The 20,990-nt window shown below is 68.2% G+C and carries 21 protein-coding genes and 1 tRNA gene; 12 read left to right on the top strand and 10 right to left on the bottom strand.

Going from position 1 to position 20,990, the window contains the following annotated elements; translation table 11 throughout:
- The first annotated feature begins 71 nt into the window (after positions 1-71).
- A tRNA-Glu gene (locus tag ACQ5DX_RS14940) sits at positions 72-144 on the top strand.
- A 76-nt stretch (positions 145-220) separates the two neighbouring features.
- Here ACQ5DX_RS14940 and ACQ5DX_RS14935 read toward each other — a convergent pair.
- The 3 genes from ACQ5DX_RS14935 to ACQ5DX_RS14925 all read right to left on the bottom strand — a co-directional run bounded on the left by ACQ5DX_RS14935 (position 221) and on the right by ACQ5DX_RS14925 (position 1,754).
- Positions 221-388, bottom strand: coding sequence for a DUF5302 domain-containing protein (locus tag ACQ5DX_RS14935; protein ID WP_430333348.1), 168 nt, complete (start codon positions 386-388; stop codon positions 221-223).
- Positions 389-463: 75 nt separating this feature from the next.
- Entirely contained in the window at positions 464-961 is a 498-nt protein-coding gene (locus ACQ5DX_RS14930; RefSeq protein WP_430333347.1) for a PPOX class F420-dependent oxidoreductase, read from the bottom strand.
- Between the two features lie 91 nt (positions 962-1,052).
- Entirely contained in the window at positions 1,053-1,754 is a 702-nt protein-coding gene (locus ACQ5DX_RS14925) for an IclR family transcriptional regulator (RefSeq protein WP_430333346.1), read from the bottom strand.
- A gap of 121 nt (positions 1,755-1,875) precedes the next feature.
- Here ACQ5DX_RS14925 and leuC point away from each other — a divergent pair, with 121 nt between their 5' ends.
- The 3 genes from leuC (at position 1,876) to ACQ5DX_RS14910 (ending at position 4,825) form a co-directional block, all read left to right on the top strand.
- A complete protein-coding gene (leuC, locus tag ACQ5DX_RS14920; RefSeq protein WP_430333345.1) occupies positions 1,876-3,309 on the top strand; it encodes a 3-isopropylmalate dehydratase large subunit in 1,434 nt (477 codons plus the stop codon).
- Between the two features lie 25 nt (positions 3,310-3,334).
- Entirely contained in the window at positions 3,335-3,946 is a 612-nt protein-coding gene (gene leuD / locus ACQ5DX_RS14915) for a 3-isopropylmalate dehydratase small subunit (RefSeq protein WP_430333344.1), read from the top strand.
- 156 nt (positions 3,947-4,102) lie between these two features.
- Positions 4,103-4,825 carry an HU family DNA-binding protein gene (locus ACQ5DX_RS14910; protein ID WP_430333343.1) on the top strand — a complete coding sequence of 241 codons (723 nt, stop codon included), beginning with the start codon at positions 4,103-4,105 and terminating at the stop codon, positions 4,823-4,825.
- Positions 4,826-4,928: 103 nt separating this feature from the next.
- On the opposite strand, the gene ACQ5DX_RS14905 is transcribed toward ACQ5DX_RS14910, so the two are convergent.
- From ACQ5DX_RS14905 to cofC, 3 genes are read right to left on the bottom strand one after another with little or no spacing between them, the layout of a single operon-like run.
- Positions 4,929-5,909 carry an NUDIX hydrolase gene (locus ACQ5DX_RS14905; RefSeq protein WP_430333342.1) on the bottom strand — a complete coding sequence of 327 codons (981 nt, stop codon included), beginning with the start codon at positions 5,907-5,909 and terminating at the stop codon, positions 4,929-4,931.
- A gap of 43 nt (positions 5,910-5,952) precedes the next feature.
- Positions 5,953-8,181: an RNA degradosome polyphosphate kinase gene (locus tag ACQ5DX_RS14900; protein ID WP_430333341.1), complete on the bottom strand. Its 2,229-nt coding sequence runs from the start codon at positions 8,179-8,181 to the stop codon at positions 5,953-5,955.
- A gap of 51 nt (positions 8,182-8,232) precedes the next feature.
- Positions 8,233-8,949, bottom strand: a complete 717-nt coding sequence (gene cofC / locus ACQ5DX_RS14895) for a 2-phospho-L-lactate guanylyltransferase (RefSeq protein ID WP_430333340.1) — start codon at positions 8,947-8,949, stop codon at positions 8,233-8,235.
- A 163-nt stretch (positions 8,950-9,112) separates the two neighbouring features.
- Between cofC and ACQ5DX_RS14890 the strand changes: the two genes are divergently transcribed.
- Positions 9,113-10,111, top strand: a complete 999-nt coding sequence (locus tag ACQ5DX_RS14890) for an NAD(P)H-dependent glycerol-3-phosphate dehydrogenase (protein WP_430333339.1) — start codon at positions 9,113-9,115, stop codon at positions 10,109-10,111.
- 70 nt (positions 10,112-10,181) lie between these two features.
- A complete protein-coding gene (locus ACQ5DX_RS14885) occupies positions 10,182-11,288 on the top strand; it encodes a D-alanine--D-alanine ligase family protein (RefSeq protein WP_430333338.1) in 1,107 nt (368 codons plus the stop codon).
- Between the two features lie 45 nt (positions 11,289-11,333).
- On the opposite strand, the gene ACQ5DX_RS14880 is transcribed toward ACQ5DX_RS14885, so the two are convergent.
- Positions 11,334-11,921, bottom strand: a complete 588-nt coding sequence (locus ACQ5DX_RS14880; RefSeq protein ID WP_430333337.1) for a DUF3515 domain-containing protein — start codon at positions 11,919-11,921, stop codon at positions 11,334-11,336.
- 1 nt (position 11,922) lies between these two features.
- Complete coding sequence (locus tag ACQ5DX_RS14875) at positions 11,923-12,171, bottom strand: Lrp/AsnC ligand binding domain-containing protein (protein WP_430333336.1); 249 nt, start codon at positions 12,169-12,171, stop codon at positions 11,923-11,925.
- 260 nt (positions 12,172-12,431) lie between these two features.
- On the opposite strand from ACQ5DX_RS14875, the gene ACQ5DX_RS14870 reads away from it, so the two are divergent.
- Genes ACQ5DX_RS14870 through ACQ5DX_RS14855 form a run of 4 tightly spaced genes read left to right on the top strand, consistent with a single transcriptional unit; the run spans position 12,432 to position 15,368 of the window.
- On the top strand, positions 12,432-13,391 hold the full coding sequence (locus ACQ5DX_RS14870; protein ID WP_430333335.1) for a thiamine-phosphate kinase: 960 nt from the start codon (positions 12,432-12,434) through the stop codon (positions 13,389-13,391).
- A gap of 9 nt (positions 13,392-13,400) precedes the next feature.
- Complete coding sequence (locus ACQ5DX_RS14865; RefSeq protein ID WP_430333334.1) at positions 13,401-13,922, top strand: gamma carbonic anhydrase family protein; 522 nt, start codon at positions 13,401-13,403, stop codon at positions 13,920-13,922.
- Complete coding sequence (locus ACQ5DX_RS14860) at positions 13,922-14,599, top strand: uracil-DNA glycosylase (RefSeq protein WP_430333333.1); 678 nt, start codon at positions 13,922-13,924, stop codon at positions 14,597-14,599. The genes ACQ5DX_RS14865 and ACQ5DX_RS14860 overlap by 1 nt, the downstream gene beginning before the upstream one ends.
- Positions 14,600-14,627: 28 nt before the next feature.
- Entirely contained in the window at positions 14,628-15,368 is a 741-nt protein-coding gene (locus tag ACQ5DX_RS14855; RefSeq protein WP_430333332.1) for a hypothetical protein, read from the top strand.
- A gap of 31 nt (positions 15,369-15,399) precedes the next feature.
- On the opposite strand, the gene ACQ5DX_RS14850 is transcribed toward ACQ5DX_RS14855, so the two are convergent.
- Together ACQ5DX_RS14850 and rpmB are read right to left on the bottom strand one after the other, a co-directional pair.
- Positions 15,400-16,194 (bottom strand): enoyl-CoA hydratase/isomerase family protein, encoded by a 795-nt coding sequence (locus tag ACQ5DX_RS14850; RefSeq protein ID WP_430333331.1) that lies wholly within the window; start codon positions 16,192-16,194, stop codon positions 15,400-15,402.
- Between the two features lie 147 nt (positions 16,195-16,341).
- Complete coding sequence (gene rpmB, locus ACQ5DX_RS14845) at positions 16,342-16,533, bottom strand: 50S ribosomal protein L28 (RefSeq protein ID WP_137799103.1); 192 nt, start codon at positions 16,531-16,533, stop codon at positions 16,342-16,344.
- Positions 16,534-16,846: 313 nt separating this feature from the next.
- On the opposite strand from rpmB, the gene ACQ5DX_RS14840 reads away from it, so the two are divergent.
- On the top strand, positions 16,847-18,508 hold the full coding sequence (locus ACQ5DX_RS14840) for a DAK2 domain-containing protein (protein ID WP_430333330.1): 1,662 nt from the start codon (positions 16,847-16,849) through the stop codon (positions 18,506-18,508).
- Between the two features lie 52 nt (positions 18,509-18,560).
- The gene (gene recG, locus ACQ5DX_RS14835; RefSeq protein ID WP_430333329.1) at positions 18,561-20,816 is read left to right on the top strand and encodes an ATP-dependent DNA helicase RecG; all 2,256 of its coding nucleotides are present in this window, start codon (positions 18,561-18,563) and stop codon (positions 20,814-20,816) included.
- Positions 20,817-20,990 lie beyond the last annotated feature (174 nt).

Below are 20,990 nucleotides of genomic sequence, written 5' to 3'. Positions count from 1 at the left end.
ATTGCCCTCCGATCGTCTGCGATCGTCGGAGGGTTCTTCTTCGGAGAGACCTTGCAGAACAACACAGTCCTGGCCCCGTCGTCTAGCGGCCTAGGACGCCGCCCTCTCAAGGCGGTAGCGCGGGTTCAAATCCCGTCGGGGCTACAAAAGAAACGCCCTCCGATCTTCGGATCGGAGGGTGTTTCTCGTTTCCTGGGGCTTCGGTGAGTCCACCGGACCGCTATCCACTCTTGCGGCGGAAATCGCGCTTGTGGTCGGCGCTGCCATGAGCGTCGTGCACCTTCGACTGTCCGTCCAAGTGTGCCGTCGCGTTCGGCTGCCGGTGGTTCTTGCGATCCAGAGCCTCACGGAACTTGCGTTTGATGTCGTCGGTCCCGGCTTCGGTCACGTCGTCCTCCTCCCGCTCGTCGGTACTCCGGAATGTACGCCGAGGGGAGTGAGGAGTCGCGCGATTTAATTCGACCTACAGGTAGACGGCCGTGGACCCGCCCACCGGCATCGCCGGCAACCCGAGCTTGCGGTGATCCCACGACCGGACGCGGTCCGGGACCACCCGGACCGCGATCCGCTTGTGCAGCATCATCTCGACGGCGGGCTTGACGTCCTCCGAGTACGGGCCCGTGTAGCGCTCCCAGATACTGATGCCGACATTGAACAGGGCCTCCGGATCGTCGACGATCTCGCCGCGACCCTCGATCGAGATCCCGCGCAGCGTGTCGTAGGTGTCCCCGTCCTCGATCATCATCGTGAGCCGGTCGTCGCGGCGGAGGTTGACTGCTTTCTGGGACTTCGCCTTGGTCTCGAACCACAGTTCTCCGTCGATCACCGCGTACCACATGGCGACGAGATGCGGCGTGCCGCTCGGTCCGATCGTCGCCATGGTCGAGACCCGGCTGCGCTCGATGAATTCGGTGATCTCGGCGTCGGTCATCGTGATCTGCCCGCGCTGGTTGGTTCCCACAGCAGTTCCTCCACTCGGCTGAAGTTCGCTCCTGCGAAAGACTGTGCCACGGATCACTTTCGTGGACATCGAGTGGGTCCGCGGTCCTGGGTTACAGGCGCTTGTGGAGGGCGTCGGCGGCGGCCAGGAGATCCGCGGCCCAGCGCGCGCCGGGGCGTCGGCCCATCCGGTCGATCGGTCCGGACACCGAGATCGCGGCGACCACATTGCCGGCAGCGTCCCGAACCGGTGCCGCGACGCTGGCGACGCCCGGTTCGCGCTCGGCCGCACTCTGGGCCCAGCCGCGGCGGCGGACCTCGACGAGCACTCGCTCGCCGAACGATGCCTCGGGGAGGATGGCGCGCTGTGTCTGGGGGTCGGCCCATGCGAGGAGGACCTTGGCCCCGGATCCGGCCGTCATCGGCAGTCGGGCGCCCACGAGGACGGTGTCCCGCAGCCCGGTGGGCGGCTCCATGGAGGCGATGCACACGCGCTGCGTGCCTTCGCGGCGGTACAGCTGGACGCTCTCGCCGGTGATCTCGCGGAGGCGAGGCAGGACGAGGGCGGCGGCGTCGACGAGGGGGTCGCTGGCGCTTGCGGCGAGTTCGCTCAATCCTGGGCCCGGGCACCACAACCCGTCGGCGTCGCGCGTGAGGAGTCGGTGGACCTCGAGGCCCACCGCCAGTCGGTGGGCGGTGGCGCGAGGGAGACCGGTCCGGTTGCACAGTTCGGTGAGGCTGCAGGGCTGTTCGGCCACCGCGTGCAGCACGCCCATTGCTTTGTCAAGCACTCCGATACCGCTATGCTGTCTCATAGGTCGATACTCCGTTCTCGCATATTGGGATCATAGCCGAAATGCGGCGGCGGGTGGTTCGACACATCACGCGACACGGGTCGGCCCTGAAACCCGGTGACGCGACATCCTGATCACAGAGGTGGAGAAGATGGCTCACAGAGGACGCACTCTGGCCGAGAAGGTGTGGGACGAGCACGTAGTCGTGCGCGGTGAGGGTGAGGGTGCGGCGCGGCAGCCGGACCTGATCTACATCGACCTGCACCTCGTGCACGAGGTCACCAGCCCGCAGGCATTCGACGGACTCCGGCTCGCCGGCCGCAAGCTGCGCCGCCCGGACCTGACGATCGCCACCGAGGACCACAATGTCCCGACGGTCGACATCGACAAGCCGATCGCTGATCCGGTCTCGCGGACCCAGGTCGACACTCTGCGGAAGAACTGCGAGGAGTTCGGGGTTCGGCTGCACCCGATGGGTGATCTGGACCAGGGCATCGTCCACGTGGTCGGTCCCCAGCTGGGTCTCACGCAGCCCGGTACGACGGTGGTCTGTGGCGACAGCCACACCTCCACGCACGGCGCTTTCGGTGCTCTCGCAATGGGAATCGGCACCAGCGAGGTCGAGCACGTGATGGCCACGCAGACGCTGTCGTTGCGGCCCTTCAAGACGATGGCGATCACGGTGGACGGGGAACTGCCGGCCGGCGTCACGAGTAAGGACCTCATCCTCGCCGTGATCGCGAAGATCGGTACCGGTGGGGGACAGGGGTATGTCCTCGAATACCGCGGTGAGGCCATCCGGAAGCTGTCCATGGAAGCCCGGATGACGATCTGCAACATGTCGATCGAGGCCGGCGCTCGCGCCGGCATGATCGCGCCGGACGAGATCACCTACGAGTTCATCAAGGGTCGCCCGCACGCGCCGCAGGGTGCCGACTGGGATGCTGCCGTGGCGGCGTGGGATCAGCTGAAGACCGACGAGGACGCGGTTTTCGATGCCGAGGTCCACATCGACGCGGCGTCGCTCACGCCGTTCGTCACGTGGGGCACCAACCCCGGTCAGGGTGCTCCGCTGGGTGATTCGGTGCCGAACCCGTCGGACATCGTGGACGAGAGCGAGCGCCTCGCGGCGGAGAAGGCTCTGGCCTACATGGGATTGGAGGCCGGCACGCCGCTGCGAGAGGTGTCCGTGGACACCGTCTTCGTCGGTTCGTGCACCAACGGCCGGATCGAGGATCTGCGGGCGGTGGCCGAGGTTCTGAAGGGGCGAAAGGTCGCCGACGGCGTCCGGATGCTCGTCGTCCCCGGATCGATGCGGGTGCGGGCTCAGGCCGAAGAGGAAGGCCTCGGTGAGATCTTCACCACTGCGGGCGCCGAGTGGCGTCAGGCGGGCTGCTCGATGTGCCTGGGCATGAACCCGGACCAGTTGGCCCCGGGCGAGCGCTCGGCGTCGACGTCCAACCGCAATTTCGAAGGCCGCCAAGGCAAGGGTGGTCGCACGCACCTCGTGTCTCCCGCTGTTGCGGCGGCGACCGCGGTGCGGGGAACGCTCTCGGCACCGGCAGATCTGGCATAGGGCGCAAAGGAAGTAGGAGAAAACGATGGAAGCCTTTACCACTCATAAGGGAATCGGCGTCCCGCTGCGCCGGTCCAACGTCGACACCGACCAGATCATCCCCGCGGTGTACCTGAAGCGCGTGACCCGCAGCGGTTTCGAGGACGGTCTGTTCGCTGCGTGGCGCACCGATCCCGAGTTCATCCTCAACCTCGCGCCGTACGACAAGGGCAGCGTTCTGGTCGCCGGACCCGACTTCGGCACCGGCTCGTCTCGCGAGCACGCGGTCTGGGCGCTGTCCGACTACGGTTTCCGCGTCGTCATCGCGTCGCGCTTCGCCGACATCTTCCGCGGCAACTCCGGCAAGGCCGGTCTGCTCGCCGCTCAGGTCGAGCAGAGCGACGTCGAGATGCTGTGGAAGCTCCTCGAGGAGCAGCCGGGTCTCGAGCTTGTGGTGAATCTCGAGGACAAGACCGTGACCGCCGGAACGACGGTGGTGCGCTTCGAGATTGACGACTACACGCGGTGGCGTCTGCTCGAGGGACTGGATGACATCGGGCTCACGTTGCGCCAGGTAGACGCGATTTCGGAGTTCGAAAAGTCAAGGCCGTCTTGGAAACCAGCGACGCTTCCGGCGCGCGTCGCGAACGACAATTGACGCATTCGAACACCTGACGCGGCCCCCCGATCTACCACAGATCGGGGGGCCGCGCTTGATGAGAATTGGCGTGCCACATAGACTCTTGCCGATTTCGGGTTTACCGTAGTTCGTAGTCGGTCCGACGGTGGACCATTAGTTTGCGGAGGAATTTCCATGAACAAGGCAGAGCTCATCGATGTTCTGACCGAGAAACTGGGCACGGACAGGCGCACCGCCACCGAGGCCGTCGAGCACGTCGTCGACACCATCGTGCGGGCCGTCCATTCCGGGGACAGTGTCACCATCACCGGTTTCGGTGTTTTCGAGCAGCGTCGCCGCGCTGCCCGTGTCGCGCGCAACCCGCGCACCGGTGAGACGGTCAAGGTCAAGCCGACGTCGGTTCCGGCCTTCCGTCCGGGCGCACAGTTCAAGGCGCTCATCGCCGGCGGCCAGAAGCTTCCCTCGTCCGGTCCGGCCGTCAAGCGCGGCGCTGCGGAGCCGGTGAAGAAGGCTGCGGCCAAGAAGACTGCGGCCAAGAAGGCTGCTGCGAAGAAGACTGTCGCGAAGAAGACTGCGGCCAAGGCTCCCGCCAAGACCGTGGCGAAGAAGACTGCGGCCAAGGCTCCCGCCAAGACCGTGGCGAAGAAGACCGCGGCCAAGGCTCCCGCCAAGAAGGTCGTCGCGAAGAAGACTGTCGCGAAGAAGACTGCGGCCAAGGCTCCCGCCAAGACCGTGGCGAAGAAGACCGCGGCCAAGGCTCCCGCCAAGAAGGTCGTCGCGAAGAAGACTGTCGCGAAGAAGACTGCGGCCAAGGCTCCCGCCAAGGCTCCCGCCAAGACCGCAGCCAAGAAGACCGCGGCCAAGAAGGCTCCGGCGAAGCGCACCGCCCGTAAGTAGAACGGCGGCGCCACGGCGTCAACGGAACACTCCGTAACTGACTAGGCGGCCACGGGAATCCTCCCGTGGCCGCCTGGTTGTCTGCGTGGTTCCGGTACGACGATCAGTTCGTTTTGCGTACGAGCGGGAGTGGGCTGTCGATATGGTCGGCGGCTACGAGTCGCCCACCGGACAGCGACAGAACCCACGTACTCGCCTTGCGATTTCGTGCAGGCGGCAAATGGATACCGTCACGGGCCGCCCACCACTCCATGAGATCCGGGATTACACCCCCCTGACTGCAGATCACTTGGACGCCACCCATCGCCGCGATCTTGCGTACGCGGGCCCGTGCGCCCGCCGGATCCGCCAGGTACCCCTCTTCGGACAGCAGCGGTTCGAGTCGAATCGGGACGCCGAGTTTCTCGGCGAGCGGCTCGACCGTCTGGACGCACCGTGTGCGGTCCGCCGAGCAGATCTCGCTCGCTCCGAACGCCTCGAGTTGCGCCACAAGTGCTTTCGCCTGCAGTTGTCCCTTTTCCTCGAGCGGACGCAGTGTGTCGTCTCCGGAGTAGTTCTTGCTGCTCCCGGCCTTGGCGTGCCGGACGAGGAGGACCGTCGTCGTGTCGGGCGGGATTTGTGCGAAACGTCTCAGAATCATCCGGTCCATCGGATAGGACAGTTCCTCGGCGACGCGATCCGGTGTGAGCCACCGCAGGACATCGACCTCGTCGTTCGGTTCGAACTCGCCGGACACGGCCTCGGCCGCCCAGTACTCGACGCGCTTCAGCTTGCGGTGTCCCGGTATCGGATATGTCACACCGGAGAGGTGTCGACCCAATTGAGCCACGATCCCGGTTTCTTCGTGGATCTCACGTACGGCTGCGACAATCGACGTTTCACCCGGATCCAGCTTTCCCTTCGGAAATGACCAGTCGTCATACCGCGGACGGTGAATGAGCGCGATTTCGATCTCATACGGATTCGAGGGAGACTTTCGCCACAGAACCGCGCCCGCCGCAAAGATATTTGCTTTGACTGGTTTGTCGGTCGTCGGGTTGTCGGGGCGCGGCTTCTCGGGACTCAAGGGCTTGGTTCCTTCCATCGACCACGGATTCGCGGTGTTCGGCGGCAGGCGGTACAGGCGGTCAGACGTTGGCGGACCGTCGGCGGCGCATCATCTCCTCCTGGTGATCACGGACCTTCTCGCCGCGTGCCGGCGACGCCTGCCAACTGCTGTCGGCCTGGAGAACCCAGCAGCGCGTGGTCTGGTCGAGGGCGGATTCGAAGATCTCGTCGAGCTGGCGGGTCAGGCGCGGATCCTTGACCTGTGCCATCACCTCGACGCGCCGATCGAGGTTGCGGTGCATCATGTCTGCGCTTCCGATCCAGAACTCGTCGGCTGCGCGGAAGTGCATGATCCGTGAGTGTTCGAGGAACCGGCCGAGGATGGACCGCACCTCGATGTTCTCGCTCAGGCCGGGGACACCCGGCTTGAGCGCGCAGATGCCGCGGACGACGACCTGTACCTGTACCCCGGCCAGTGACGCGCGGTACAGGGCATCGATCACCTGCTCGTCGACGAGAGCGTTGGCTTTGAGGCGAATCCCCGCCTCGCGCCCCGCCTTCACCGCTTCGATCTCGCCCTCGATGCGGTCGATGATTCCGGAACGCACTCCGTACGGCGCGACGAGCAGGTTGCGGTACTGGGACTTCCGCGAGTAGCCGGTGAGCGAGTTGAACAGATCGGTCAGGTCGGCACCGATCTCGGGAGCGGCGGTCAGCAGGCCGACATCCTCGTACAGTCGGGCGGTCTTCGGGTTGTAGTTGCCGGTTCCGATGTGGCAGTAGCGGCGGATCGTGGAACCCTCGCGGCGCACCACGAGGCACGTCTTGCAGTGGGTCTTCAGGCCGACGAGGCCGTAGACGACGTGGACGCCGGCCTGTTCGAGCTTGCGGGCCCACTTGATGTTCGCCTGCTCGTCGAACCGTGCCTTGATCTCGACGAGCGCAACCACCTGCTTGCCTGCCTCGGCGGCGGCGACGAGGGCGTTGACGATCGGGGAGTCGCCGGAGGTCCGGTACAGCGTCTGCTTGATCGCCAGCACCTGCGGATCGGCGGCGGCCTGCTCGATGAACCTCTGCACGCTCGTGGAGAACGAGTCGTACGGGTGCTGGACGAGGACGTCGCCGTCGCGCAACGTCGAGAACACGCTCTTGGGGGTCTCGCGCTCACCGAAGGCCGGGTGGGTAACCGGCACGAAGGGCGCGTCCTTGAGGTTGGGCCGGTCGACGCCGTAAACCTGCCAGAGCGACGAAAGATCAAGTAGCCCAGGAACTTGGATGACGTCGCCCGGGTCGACGTCGAGTTCCCGCAGCAGTAGTTCGAGCATGTGCTCGGTCATGTCGTCGGCCACCTCGAGGCGGACCGGGGAACCGAACCGGCGCCGGGCGAGTTCGCGTTCGAGCGCCTGGAGGAGATCCTCGTCCCGGTCCTCCTCGACCTCGAAGTCGGCATTGCGAGTGACCCGGAAGGCGTGGTGTTCCACGACCTCCATGCCGGGGAACAACACATCGAGGTGCGCTGCGATGAGGTCTTCGGTAGGCAGGAACGCCGGAATGGACCCCGGGGAATCGCCGGTGCGCGTGACGCGTACGAAGCGGTCGACGTTGTCGGGGACCTTCACGCGTGCGAAGTGCTCACCCCCGGTGGCCGCATCCTTCACCGTCACGGCGAGGTTCAGGCTCAGTCCGCTGATGTAGGGGAACGGGTGGGCGGGGTCGACCGCGAGCGGTGTCAGGACCGGGAAGACCTGCTCGTGGAAGTAGTTCGACAGCCGACGACGCTCCTCGGTGTCGAGGTCCGGCCATCCGATGATCGAGATTCCTTCCGCGGCCAACGCGGGGCGCACGGAATCGAGGAAGACGCGGGCGTGCTTGTCGGAGATCTCCTGCGTGCGAGATCCGATCAGTGCCAACTGTTCACGCGGCGAGAGACCGTCGGCGGAGCGAACGGACAGTCCGGTTTCGTCGCGACGCTTGAGGCCGGCGACCCGCACCATGTAGAACTCGTCGAGATTCGACGCGAAGATCGCGAGGAACTTCGCGCGCTCGAGCAACGGCAGCGACGTGTCCTCGGCGAGGGCGAGCACACGCGAGTTGAAGTCGAGCCAACTCAGTTCGCGGTTGAGATAGCGGGCGGCGGGCAGTCCGCCGTCCTCCGTCCCGGTCGGCGTCGCCGCCGGCGGTGCCGTGGGGATGCTGGGCGAGTGGCCACCGTCAGGGCTGCTCGCCGGAACCTTCCGGTCGGTCCCGGAGCGGTCCTCCGTGGATCGGTCGGAATTCGTGCGTCGCTCGAGTGCTCTTCCGTTGCTCACTCTCCGATCATCCCTCGAGAAATGCAGGCACGACAATCGATCACGAGCAGTTCACGGCAACAAAGGACCCCGGACACCGGATGTACACGCGACGCGCTCGAGCACCGCGAGGGTTTCAGGTCCGAGCCCGAGTCGCGCGGCGGCGGTGAGATCCGCGATCGTGTCGACGTCCTGGCGCAGGCCCGGCCAGTTCCCCTCGAGGGCATGGGCGCCGGAGGCGATGTGGCGGGCAGCAGAGTCGATACCGAATCGTGGATCCAGAGTGGTGCCGGGGCCGCACGCGAACAGTGCCGCCGTGCCGGTGCCCGTGTGGTCCACGACGATTGCGCGTCCGACCTGTCGGGCGGCTGCGAGCGCGTCGAGCAGTTCGTCGGCGCGCAGTGCCGGCAGGTCGGCCTGCAGTGCGACGAGGTCGGTTCGGGCCGGATCCGACTCCAGTCCGGCCTCGGCCGCGACGAGTGCGGCGTTGAGGCCCGACGCGTCGGGGTTCGACCGGCCCGGGTCCGGCCAGTGCCGCACGCCGTACTCGTCCGCGATCGCGGCGACGGCCGGATCGGGCGTCACGACGGTGATCCCCGACTGTGGATCGGTACCGATCCCGGCGCCGACGAGGGTGGTCAGCGTGTCCCGCAGCATCGCGGAAACGAGGTCGGTGCGGTCGCCGGCCGACAGGGATTGGGCGAGCCGCGACTTCGCGAGACGCAACTCCTTGACCGCGATCAGGACATGGGTGTGCGCCGCCCGCTCCGATCGTCGCTGCGCCTCCATGCGCGCAATCTTGCCAGCCGTGTCGTCGCGGGCTCGCGACCGGCGACCGGACCGCCTGGGGAGATATCGTGTTCTCGAGTATTCGGCGCGGCGGGCAGGTCGGCGGCGGAACGGTGTAAGCAGTGGACGACACGAGCGGTGAACGCGGATCGGAGGGGGCAGCGTGAGCAAGGCGGCGGTGTTGGGGGCTGGTTCGTGGGGGACTGCGTTCGCGAAGGTGCTCGCGGATGCGGGCACCGACGTCACGTTGTGGGCCCGGCGCAGTGAGGTGGCGGACGCCGTCGTCTCGCGGCACGAGAACCCCGACTACCTGCCCGGGATCGCGCTGCCGCCCACGGTGTCGGCCACCGCCGATCACGAGGAGGCCCTCGCCGGTGCCGACCTCGTGGTGCTCGCGGTGCCGTCGCAGTCGTTGCGCGGCAATCTCGAGCGCTGGGCCGGGGCAATCGGTCCGGACGCCACGCTGCTGAGCCTGGCCAAGGGGATCGAGAGCGTCACGCTGCTGCGGATGAGCGAGGTCGTCTCGCAGGTCGCGTCGGTCGACCCCTCGCGGGTCGCGGTGCTGTCGGGGCCCAATCTGGCCCGCGAGATCGCGCTGGAACAGCCCGCCGCCACCGTCGTGGCGTGCACCGACGAGGCGCGCGCCATGGCGATTCAGAAGTCTTGTGCGACAGGATATTTCCGTCCCTACACGAATACCGACGTGATCGGGTGCGAGATCGGCGGCGCATGCAAGAACGTCATCGCGCTGGCGTGCGGCATGGCGTCGGGAATCGGTCTGGGCGAGAACACCGGTGCCAGCCTGATCACCCGGGGCCTGGCCGAGATCATCCGGCTCGGCGTTGCGCTGGGCGCCAATGCGGCCACATTGGCGGGACTCGCCGGCGTCGGCGACCTGGTCGCGACGTGCACGTCACCGTTGTCGCGCAACCGGTCGTTCGGTGAACGACTCGGGCGTGGCGGGTCGCTCGAGAGCGCCCAGGCGGCCACGCACGGGCAGGTCGCCGAGGGGGTCAAGTCCTGCACGTCGGTGCGGGCTCTCGCGGCGTCGCACGGTGTCGAGATGCCGATCACGGAAGCCGTTCACCAGGTGTGCCACGAGGGGCTGGCGGTTCGCGACGCGGTCGGTATGTTGCTCGGCCGACGCGTCAAGCCGGAGTGATCCCGCGGCACCGCGAACGGGCTGCTCGGTCGGTTCGGTGAGTCGGTGCCGTCACGGTACGGTTTGGGGCGTGAACAATCCGCGTACCAGGGTCGCCGTCATCTTCGGTGGCCGTAGCAACGAGCATTCGGTGTCCTGCGTTTCCGCCGGCAGCGTCCTGAGGAACCTCGACCCCGAGCGCTACGAGGTGGTACCGATCGGCATCACGGCGGACGGATCCTGGGTGCTGGGGTCGACCGACCCGGCCACGCTCGCGATCCGGGACCGGTCGATGCCGACCGTCGACGCGGACGGCACGTCTCTGGCACTCACCGCCGACCCCACCCGCTCGGGTGCTCTCGTCGCACTCGACCAGGCGCGCGCGGGCGAGGTCCTCGCGTCGGTCGACGTCGTGTTCCCGGTGCTGCACGGTGCCTACGGCGAGGACGGCACGATCCAGGGGCTTCTGGAACTGGCCGGCATCCCGTACGTCGGCCCCGGCGTGCTGGCGAGCGCGGCGGGCATGGACAAGGAGTTCACGAAGAAGTTGCTCGCCGCCGAGGGTCTTCCGGTCGGCTTCCAGGTCGTGCTGCGGCCGGGCACCACGACCCTGACCGAGGCGCAGAAGGAACGGCTCGGTCTGCCGGTGTTCGTCAAGCCCGCCCGCGGCGGCTCGTCGATCGGCATCACGCGTGTCGCGGAGTGGGCGCAGTTCGACGACGCCGTGGCCCATGCCCGCACGCACGACCCCAAGGTGATCGTCGAGTCCGGCATCGTCGGGCGCGAGGTCGAGTGCGGTGTCCTCGAGTTCCCGGACGGCGACGTGCGGGCGAGCGTGGTCGCGGAGATCCGCATGCCCGACTCGGACGGGGACGAGTCCGCCTTCTACGACTTCGACACCAAGTACCTCGACGACGTCTGCGAGTTCGACGTCCCCGCCAAGCTCGACGACGACATCAGCGAGCAGATCCGCGAACTCGCGGTCCAGGCGTTCCGCGCGCTCGACTGCCAGGGTCTGGCTCGGGTCGACTTCTTCGTCACCGCAGAGGGTCCGGTGATCAACGAGATCAACACGATGCCCGGGTTCACCTCGATCTCGATGTACCCGCGCATGTGGCAGGCCGTGGGTGTCGAGTACGCCGATCTGGTCTCGACGCTCGTCGAGACCGCAGTCTCCCGGGGAACCGGGCTGCGCTGACTGTGCCCCGCGGGCACGGGCTCCGGTGGGACCGGAGCCCGTCGCTCACGGGTTGGGCACGGGTGCCGGATCGAGGGGCTGGGGCGGCAGCGTCTGGCCGATCGCCGCGGAGGCGTCCTGCAGCGGTGTCGGACCCGACCCGTTCGGGACGGTGACCGCGACGTACACGCCGCGGTCGACGGCGTACCACGTGCTCGCGTCGATGCCCTGCGCGGCGCCGGAGATTTCGAACCACTGCACGTCGTCGACGACGGAGAGCGGTGAGGCCTGATTGAACTCGGGTGGCCGCGGCAGGCCGCACCGCAGCACGACCGGATCTCCCTCGGCGGGCTGCCACGCGGCAGTTGCCTCGGGTGCCGGGTCCCGCAGTTCGGCACGCGTGTAGTCGCCGAGGTTCTCGGGCAGGTTCGCCATCAGGTCGGTGCACTCGGCGGACTGGGCGGCCGGGGCCTCGACCGGGCCGAGGCCGACGGATTCCTTCGACGGCGTCCGGTTCGCGATGGCGGCGGCGGCGATCACACCGACGACGAGCGCCACCGGGAGCGCGACGGCCGTGGCGATCAGCGCGGGGTGGCGCTTCTCCGTCGGATGTTCTTCGGTCTGTTCGGCTGTGGGGTGTTCGGGTTCGGACATCTCAGTTCTCGGTCGGTGCGGTCGGGGCCGCGATCTGGCAGGTCAGGATCCGGGTGATGCCCTGAACCTTCTTCATGTCGTCGACGACGTCGGACAGTCCCGACTCGACGGGCGCGCCCACCCGGGCGATCACGTCGTACGGGCCCAACACGTCCTCGGCGGAGTCCACGCCCCGAATCCGGGAGAGTGTCGCCGCCACCGCGGCGGCCTTACCGACCTCTGTCTGGATCAGTACGAAAGCCTGCACCACGGGTCCATCCCTTCCCGTCGTCGTGCGCCGTCACCTCGGTAGAGTCTCGGAAGTCCCTGGGGACTTCCCGCGGAACGCCCGTCGGCGCCCCTCCACCGGGATGCGCGGCCGCAAACTAAAAGGTACCGCAGTTGCGACACCCGAACGTGTGAGCCAGTACGACGACAACCGACACCGACACTGGGAGGACCACCATCGCCACGTCGCGACCGAATCAGGACGACGACGAACGCACCGTCGCGCAACTCGGCGAGTTCGCGGTGATCGGGCGAGCCGTCGAGGGGCGGCGCCAGCCGTCGACGACGCTGCTCGGGCCCGGCGACGACGCCGCGGTGGTGCAGGCGCCCGACGGTCGCGTCGCGGTGTCGGCCGACATGCTCGTCGAGGGCCGGCACTTCCGGTTGGACTGGTCCACTCCCGAGCAGGTCGGGCGAAAGGCCGTGGCGCAGAACGGGGCGGACATCGCGGCGATGGGTGCGCGGCCGACGGCCTTCCTGGTGTCGTTGGGATGCCCGCCCGACACTCCGGTGGCGGTGGCGACCGGTATCTCCGAGGGCATCGGACTTGCCGCGGAGGCGCTCGGGGCGGGTGTGGTCGGGGGAGACCTGGTGCAGTCCGACCACGTGGTGGTGTCGGTGACGGTGTTGGGGGATCTCGAGGGCCGTGCCCCGGTGCTTCGCTCCGGCGCGCACGCCGGGGACGTCGTCGCGGTCGCCGGCACGCTCGGGCACTCGGCGGCCGGGCTCGCGCTGCTGTCGGCCGGACACGTCGGCAGCGACCGGAACCTCGAGGCGTCGATCGCCGAATTGGTCGATGCGCACCGCGTGCCGACCCCGCCGTACCGGGCCGGTGTCGAGGCCGCCCGGGCGGGCGCACGGGCCATGACGGACATCTCGGACGGACTCGTCGCCGACCTGGGTCACGTCGCGGAGGCATCCGGCGTCCGGATTCGGATCGACCGCAGCAGGATCGGGCTCGACCTCGCACTCGTGGCCGCCGCGGATCGGGTGGGCGCAGACCCGTGGGAATGGATCATGACCGGCGGTGAAGACCACGCGCTTGCCGCGACCTTCGCGCCGGACACAGATCTCCCGGCGGGATGGACGGCGATCGGGGACGTCGTTTCCGACGCGACCGGGACCTCTGAAGACCCGGCGGTGCTGATCGACGGACGCGGTTGGACGGCGTCCGGCGGTTGGCAGAGCTTCGACGCGGGATAGGTTGCAGGCATGGCTATCTATGCACTCGGTGATCGCGTGCCGGACATCGCGCCGGACGCATACGTCCACCCCGATGCCGTCGTCATCGGCGCCGTCACCCTGGGACCCGGCGTCTCGATCTGGCCGCAGGCCGTCCTACGCGGTGACTACGGCACCATCAGCGTCGGCGCGGGCACCAACATCCAGGACGGCACGATCGTCCACTGCACGTCGATCGACGCGACGATCATCGGCGCCGGGTGCGTCGTCGGCCACAACGCCCACATCGAGGGGGCGACGATCGGCGACAACTGCCTCATCGCGTCCGGGTCGGTCGTGCTCAACGGGTCCGTCGTCGGCGCGGGTTCGGTCATCGGCGCGGGCGCCGTGGTCCCGTTCAAGTTCGAGGTCCCGCCGCGCAGCATGGCGCTCGGTGTGCCGGCGAAGGTCCGTGAGGGCTACGAGGTTCCGGAGGGACACCTCGACCTGAACGTCAAGCTGTACCAGGCGAACGCCGCGTATTACCGCGACTCGCTGCGCAGGCTCGACTGATGGCGGCCAAAGCTCTCGCCGACCTGATCGATCCCGGGTGGGCGAAGGCGCTCGCGCCGGTCGAGGGCCGGATCACCGAGATGGGCGACTTCCTGCGGGCCGAGATCGCGGCGGGACGTCAGTACCTGCCGGCCGGCGACAACGTCCTGCGTGCGTTCACGCATCCGTTCGAGGACGTGCGGGTGCTCATCGTCGGACAGGATCCCTACCCGACACCGGGTCACGCTGTGGGACTGAGCTTCTCGGTCGCACCCGACGTCCAACCGGTGCCGCGGAGCCTGAAGAACATCTTCTCCGAGTACAGCCAGGACCTCGGGTACTCGACACCGTCGAACGGTGACCTGACGCCCTGGACCGAGAACGGCGTGCTGCTGCTCAACAGGGTGCTCACCGTCGCACCAGGCGACGCCGGATCGCACCGGCGCAAGGGCTGGGAAGCGGTGACGGAGCAGGCGATTCGCGCGCTCGCCGAGCGGGGGACCCCGATGGTGACGATCCTGTGGGGACGCGACGCGGCGACGCTCAAGCCGATGCTCGGCGACGTCCCGACGATCGAGTCGGCGCACCCGTCGCCGTTGTCGGCGTCGCGGGGCTTCTTCGGATCGCGGCCGTTCAGTCGCGCCAACGAACTGCTCTCGGAACTCGGTGCGGATCCGGTGGATTGGCGTCTGCCCTGACGCTCGGTTCGTTGTTAGAGTGCCGAGCATGAGCACACCTGCCGAATCCGTCCGCGTCCTCGACACCGACGACGGGCAGGTCCTCGAGATCGGCGGGCGGTCGCGCCCGATTCCCCGGCGGTTCCGGGTCACGATGGTCACCCGTGAGGCGAACCGTGTGCACCTGCACTCCGATGACGGCAGGGTGCTCGTCGCATCACCGGCGCAGTTGTCCGTCGTTCCGTACCTCGTACCGGCCCAGGACAATCCGCGCTACGAGGAACAGGACGAGCGGGCCTTCCTGGATGCTCCGAACCTTCCGGCCGCCGATATCGATGTGTCGGGTTCGGGTGTGCCGCTGAGCGATCCGGTGCTGGGTGAGATCGTCGTGCGAGTGCCGTCGGTCATGGGCTACACGGCCGAGGTTCCGGAGGCCGGCACGTTCGGCGGTCGGTCCGTCAGCGTGCTGTTCGACGCTGTGAGCCGTGCGCGGATCGAAGAGTTGCTACCGGCGGTGCGCGACATTCTGGCGGATCTGCCGGCGGTCCACGAGGCGGCCGTCGGCTACCTGTGGGAGTGGGGGCGCGACGACACCGATACCGAGGAGGACCGTGCCCGGTTCGTCGCGGGGTTCGGACTGGAGGCCGTCACCGTCTACCACTCGGGGGATTTCGGTATCGATCTGTCTGACGACGCGGGACTGTTCGAGCAGGCCTTCATGGACGGCTATTGGCCGAAGGTGCATTGTCGTGCGGACCGGACCCCGGTCGCCGTGACGGTGGAGTCGTAGCGGCGGACCGGGGTTCGGGGCGCGTTCGGACCTATACGTTGCGGACCGACGAGAAGTCGGGGCGACGCTTCTCGACGAATGCGTCGACGCCCTCACGGCCGGTGGGGCCGTCTGCGGCGGCGGAGATCGATGCGGTCTCGGCGTCGAGCTGCTCCGACAGCGTGTTGGTCCGGCTGCTTGTGAACAGCTTCTTGATGCCCGCGTACGACGCCGTGGGGCCGGCGGCGAGGGTGCGCGCCACGCGCAGTGCCTCGTCCTGTACCTGGTCGTCCTCGACGAGGCGGCTCAGCAGACCCAGTCGCACGGCCTCGTCGCCACCCACGACGGCGTCGGTGAGGAGGATCTCGCGGGCCCGGGAGGCGCCGACGATGCGCGGCAGCGTCCACGACATGCCGCCGTCCGGCGTGAAACCGATCGACGGGTAGGCGGGCCGCAGCTTCGTGGAGGTGCCACCGATCGCAATGTCGGCCAGGCACACGATGCTCATTCCGGCACCGGCCGCCCAGCCGTGGACGGCGGCGACGACCGGAACCGTGGTCGCGTCGAGGGCGCGGACGAACTCGTGGAACGCGGTCGCGACCTCGCCGACGTACTCGCCGCGGCGCTCGGCGGACGCGAACGCCCGCACGTTGCCGCCGGCGCAGAAGTTGCCGCCGTCGCCGACCAGCAGGACTGCGCCCGCTTCGCTTCCGAGTTCGCGCAGGGCGGTGGTGGCCTGGGTGATTCCGTCGATGTCGAGAGAGGTTCCGTTCGCGGCGGTGGACACGGCCACGCGCAGAACGCCGTCCTCGATCCGGACATTGCTGGGTGCGTCAGTTGCAGTCACCTGAGCACAGTAACCGGCGGCCCCGATCGAACCGGAACTTCGGTCCCACCTACTGCAACGACGAGCGGTCCGGAAAACCGGTCCGGAAAACACTGAACCCCCGACACCATCGGTGTCGGGGGTTCAGTGCGAACTTGTCCGGCTGAATCAGCCGCGGACGACCTTGCCGGCCTTCAGGCAGGAAGTGCAGACGTTCAGCTTCTTGGTGTTGCCCGGTGCAACCTCAGCGCGAACGGTCTGGATGTTCGGGTTCCAGCGACGATTGGTACGCCGGTGCGAGTGCGAGACCGACTTACCGAAGCCGGGGCCCTTGGCGCAAACGTCGCAGACGGCAGCCATAGTCGCGAACTCCTTGTGATAGTCAAACATTGTCTTGTACGGCGCCTTCGAACACGCACAGCAGAGCTGCTCGTGCGAGGCAACCTAGCTAGCGTAACCGCTCCGCCTCGATTGGCCAAATCACCGGTCTCGCGGCGGAAACGGGCACGTCGGATCACTCCGAAGGCCTCGGGTGAGCCTACCGTCCGGTGGTGGTGCGGGAACGGTGGGCTGTCCGGCTGCCCCGCTAGGCTTGCCTGACTGGGACCGGCGGCCTCTCGGAGGGTGCCCGATCCGGTGGTCGTGCGAGGTCGGCGCAGGAGAGGACAGGCGAGTGCTGGAGGTCCCGGAGACGGTGGACGGCCCTGCCCTGTACCGGTGGGCCCTCGCGTGCGTCGCGGGCCTCGAGAAGCACTGCGACGAGATCAACGACCTCAATGTCTTTCCCGTCCCGGATGCCGACACCGGCACGAATCTGCTCGCGACCATGCGGTCCGCTGTCCGGGCGGTGGGGCTTGCCGGCGACGGTGCCGGGTCGGCGGCCGTCGCCCAGGCCCTGGCGCGCGGCGCGGTGACGGGCGCCCGCGGCAATTCGGGGGCGATCCTGTCCCAGGTCCTGCGCGGGTTCGCGCGCGGGATCGCGGAGTCGTCCGATGCCGACGTCCTCCACGCCACGACCCTGAGGTCGGCGCTGAGGCACGCGACGGACCTGGCGCTCGAGGCGGTGAGCGTGCCGATGGAGGGAACGATCGTCACGGTCCTCGCGGCAGCCGCCGACGCGACCGACGCGACCGACGCGAGCGCGTTCGACGTCTCTCTGGTGGATCTGGTCCGGGTGGCGGCCGACGCGGCGTCCGATGCGCTGCTTCGGACGCCCACCCAACTCGACGTGCTCGGGGCGGCCGGTGTGGTCGACGCGGGCGGCCGCGGGCTGGTCGTGATCCTCGACGCCCTGGTCGAGGTCGTCACTGGTCGTGCCCCCGAACGCGCGCCGGTCCAGGCGCTGCCCGAGGAGTCCGGGTCCGACTCCAGCCGTGTGTGCGCGACGCCGCACCCCGTTCACGAGGTTCCCGGCCAGGACTACGAGGTGATGTATCTCGTCGCGGACAGCGACGACGACCGCATCGCGTCGCTCCGGTTGCAACTGTGCGATCTCGGTGACTCGGTCGTCATCGTCAGCGACGGCGGTGACGACGCCTCGGCGACGTGGTCGGTGCACGTGCACTGCGCGGACGCCGGCGCTGCGGTCGAGGCCGGACTTGCCGCCGGGCGATTGTCCGAGGTTCGGATCACCTGCTTCGTGCTCGACGCGGCGCGGACCGCGGCCGTGTCCGGAGGTGGCCCACGGGCGGTGGTGTCGGTCGTCGAGGGCGAGGGCGCAGCCGAAATCTTCGCGCAGGAGGGAGCGCACGTGCTGCGCTCGGACGGCGAGATCACCCGGGCCCAGTTGCTCGCGGCGATCCGCGGCACCGGGCGGCGTGAGGTGATGGTGCTCCCGAACGGCGCCCTGCCCGCGCAGGATCTGGTCGCGGTGGGTGCGCAGGCGCGCGCCGACGACCGCGAGGTGGTGTTCCTGCCGAGTTCGTCGACGGTGCAGGCGCTGTCCGCGATCGCCGTGCACGACGGCGACCGGATCGCGGTGGACGACGCGTTCGCGATGTCGGAGGCCGCGGCCGCGACCCGGTGGGGATCGCTGCGCGTCGCGGACGAGCGCGCGCTCACCTATGTCGGTACCTGCGAGCCCGGTGACGGGCTCGGCCTCGTCGGCCACGAGGTCGTCGTGATCGAACGCGACGTCGCGGCCGCGGGGTGTCGTCTCGTCGACCTCGTGTTGGGGTCCGGCGGCGAGCTGGTGACGATCCTGCTGGGCGCGAAGGCCGGAGACGATCTGGGGGAGCGGGTGTCCTCGTACATCACCGCGCGGCATCCGGGTGTCGAGGTGATGGTCTACCGCGGTGGGCAGAGCCGCGACCTGTTGCAGTTCGGGGTCGAGTAGAGGGCGGATGGATGGCGACAGTATCGATGGCACGCGCGACGGGACTGCTCACATGGCGACGCTGAACGATCGACTCGATCACCTGCTCGGCACCAAGACGGCCGACGCGCTCGTCGAGGCGTTCGACATCCACACGGTCGAGGACCTGCTGCGGCACTATCCGCACCGGTACGCGGCGCAGGGGCGCGAGCTCACCGAGAAGGAGCCCGAGGAGGGCTCGCACGTCACGATCATCGCGCGGGTGGTCAAGGCCGATGTGGTGAACATGAAGAGTCGCCGCGGGCAGATGCTCAAGGTGGTGCTCGCCGCCGAGTCACAGAGTGTCGATGTCACCTTCTTCAATCCGCACAAGGTCAAGCACGCGATCCGCAAGGGTGTGCGCGCCATGTTCTCGGGCACCGTCAAGTACTTCCGCGGCAAGTGGAGCCTGACGCACCCGAGCTATCTGGTCCTGCCGGAGCCCGCCGAGGGTGAGGACCAGATCGTGTCGATGGCGCATGTGCAGGGTGCCGGTGCGCTGGCGGGTATGGCCCGGGCCACGCAGGAGTCGGGGGCCGGCGTGGACATGTCGATCTTCGATCGCGAGCTGATCCCGCTGTACCCGGCGACCCGCGAGGTCGAGAGTTGGACGCTGCTGCGGTGCGTCCGGCAGGTCCTCGACCAGCTCGACGTCGTCGACGACCCGCTGCCGCCGGAGGTGCGCGCCGAGCGTGACCTGATCGGGCTGGACGAGGCGCTGCGCCTGGTGCACCTGCCCGAGACCCGCGACGACATCGGGCGGGCGCAGGAGCGCCTGCGCTTCGACGAGGCCGCGGCCCTGCAATTGGTGCTCGCGCAGCGCCGACGGGACATCGCGGTGCGGGTGGCGCCGCAGTGCCCGCCGAAGCCGGACGGCATCGCCGCCGCATTCGACGAAATGCTCCCGTTCGAGCTCACCGACGGGCAGAAGGAGGTGGCCGAGGAGATCTCGAGTGATCTCTCTCGGCCGCACCCGATGAACCGGCTGCTGCAGGGCGAGGTGGGTTCGGGCAAGACGATCGTGGCGCTGCGCGCGATGCTGCAGGCCGTCGACGCCGGATACCAGTGCGCGCTGCTCGCGCCCACGGAAGTGCTTGCGTCGCAGCATGCCCGGTCGTTGCGGGAAATGCTGGGCCCGCTCGGTACGGCCGGCGAGCTCGGGGCAGCGGATCTGGCGACCAAGGTGACGCTGCTGACGGGATCGATGTCGACGAAGGCTCGACGGGCCGCGCTGCTCGACATCGTGACCGGCGATGCCGGGATCGTGATCGGTACCCACGCGCTCATCCAGGACAACGTGGAGTTCTTCGACCTCGGCTTCGTCGTCGTCGACGAGCAGCACCGGTTCGGCGTCGAGCAGCGCGACGAACTGCGCAATCGGGCCAAGGAAGGACTGAGCCCGCATCTGCTGGTCATGACCGCGACGCCGATCCCGCGCACGATCGCGATGACGGTGCTCGGCGACCTCGAGACGTCGACGCTGCGCCAGTTGCCGCAGGGGCGGGCGCCGATTGTGAGCAAGGTGGTCGCTGCCCGGCAGACTCCGCAGTGGGTGGCGCGGGCGTGGGAGCGGATCCGTGAGGAGGTTGCCGCGGGCCGGCAGGCGTATGTCGTGTGTTCGCGCATCGGGGACGGCGACAGTGACGCCGAACTGATCAAGGCAGGGAAGGAGCCGCCGGAGACCAAGTCTGCGGTCGATCTGTTCGACGAGCTGCGGTCGGGCCCGATGCGGGATCTGCGGATCGGGCTGCTGCACGGCCGACTGCCGTCCGACGAGAAGGACGCGGTGATGCGCGACTTCACGGCGGGCGAGATCGACGTGCTGGTGTGCACCACGGTGGTCGAGGTGGGTGTGAACGTCCCGAACGCCACCGTCATGGTGCTCGTCGACGCGGATCGGTTCGGGGTCAGCCAGCTCCACCAGCTGCGCGGGCGTGTGGGGCGTGGCAGCCATCAGGGGCTGTGCATCCTCATCACCGACATGATGCCGGGCTCGACCGCGTTCGAACGGCTCACCGCGGTCGCCGGCACCAACGACGGCTTCGAGCTGGCGCAGCTGGACCTGCGGCAGCGGCGTGAGGGCGACGTGCTCGGCTCGGCGCAGTCGGGCAGCGCGACCACCCTTCGGCTGCTGTCGCTGCTCGAGCACGAGGACGTCATCGAGGCGGCCCAGGAGTTCGCCCGCAGCGTTACCGATGCCGATCCGGATCTGACGGAGCATCCGGGCCTCGCGGCGATGGTAGCTGCGGCGCTCGACTCCGAGAAGATCGAATTTCTGGAGAAGTCCTAGCCGTCGATCCGGGCGCGGGAAACCGGCGCGGGACCCCTCCGTGCGGCCTGTGCAGGGCACTTCTTCCCCGGTTTGCAAACTTGCCAATTTCGCATGTCAGAGTGCCTGTTTGTGAAGCTTGCGAAGCGTTCCGTATCGTGGGACGGTACTGGCGCGGCGCGGTTCGCGGCAGGG

This window comes from Rhodococcus sp. ACT016, assembly GCF_050477185.1.
GTDB lineage: Bacteria > Actinomycetota > Actinomycetes > Mycobacteriales > Mycobacteriaceae > Prescottella.
The sequence above is the reverse complement of the archived record's forward strand: the minus strand, read 5'-3'. Positions and strand labels throughout refer to the sequence as shown.

Excerpts from the sequence above, each read along its gene's own strand:
- leuD (WP_430333344.1), top strand. The coding sequence starts at position 3,335 with ATGGAAGCCTTTACCACTCATAAGGGAATCGGCGTCCCGCTGCGCCGG.
- ACQ5DX_RS14910 (WP_430333343.1), top strand. The coding sequence starts at position 4,103 with ATGAACAAGGCAGAGCTCATCGATGTTCTGACCGAGAAACTGGGCACG.
- recG (WP_430333329.1), top strand. The coding sequence starts at position 18,561 with ATGGCGACGCTGAACGATCGACTCGATCACCTGCTCGGCACCAAGACG.
- ACQ5DX_RS14880 (WP_430333337.1), bottom strand. The coding sequence starts at position 11,921 with ATGTCCGAACCCGAACACCCCACAGCCGAACAGACCGAAGAACATCCG.
- ACQ5DX_RS14855 (WP_430333332.1), top strand. The coding sequence starts at position 14,628 with ATGAGCACACCTGCCGAATCCGTCCGCGTCCTCGACACCGACGACGGG.
- ACQ5DX_RS14860 (WP_430333333.1), top strand. The coding sequence starts at position 13,922 with ATGGCGGCCAAAGCTCTCGCCGACCTGATCGATCCCGGGTGGGCGAAG.
- cofC (WP_430333340.1), bottom strand. The coding sequence starts at position 8,949 with ATGGAGGCGCAGCGACGATCGGAGCGGGCGGCGCACACCCATGTCCTG.
- ACQ5DX_RS14865 (WP_430333334.1), top strand. The coding sequence starts at position 13,401 with ATGGCTATCTATGCACTCGGTGATCGCGTGCCGGACATCGCGCCGGAC.
- ACQ5DX_RS14905 (WP_430333342.1), bottom strand. The coding sequence starts at position 5,909 with ATGGAAGGAACCAAGCCCTTGAGTCCCGAGAAGCCGCGCCCCGACAAC.
- ACQ5DX_RS14925 (WP_430333346.1), bottom strand. The coding sequence starts at position 1,754 with ATGAGACAGCATAGCGGTATCGGAGTGCTTGACAAAGCAATGGGCGTG.
- rpmB (WP_137799103.1), bottom strand. The coding sequence starts at position 16,533 with ATGGCTGCCGTCTGCGACGTTTGCGCCAAGGGCCCCGGCTTCGGTAAG.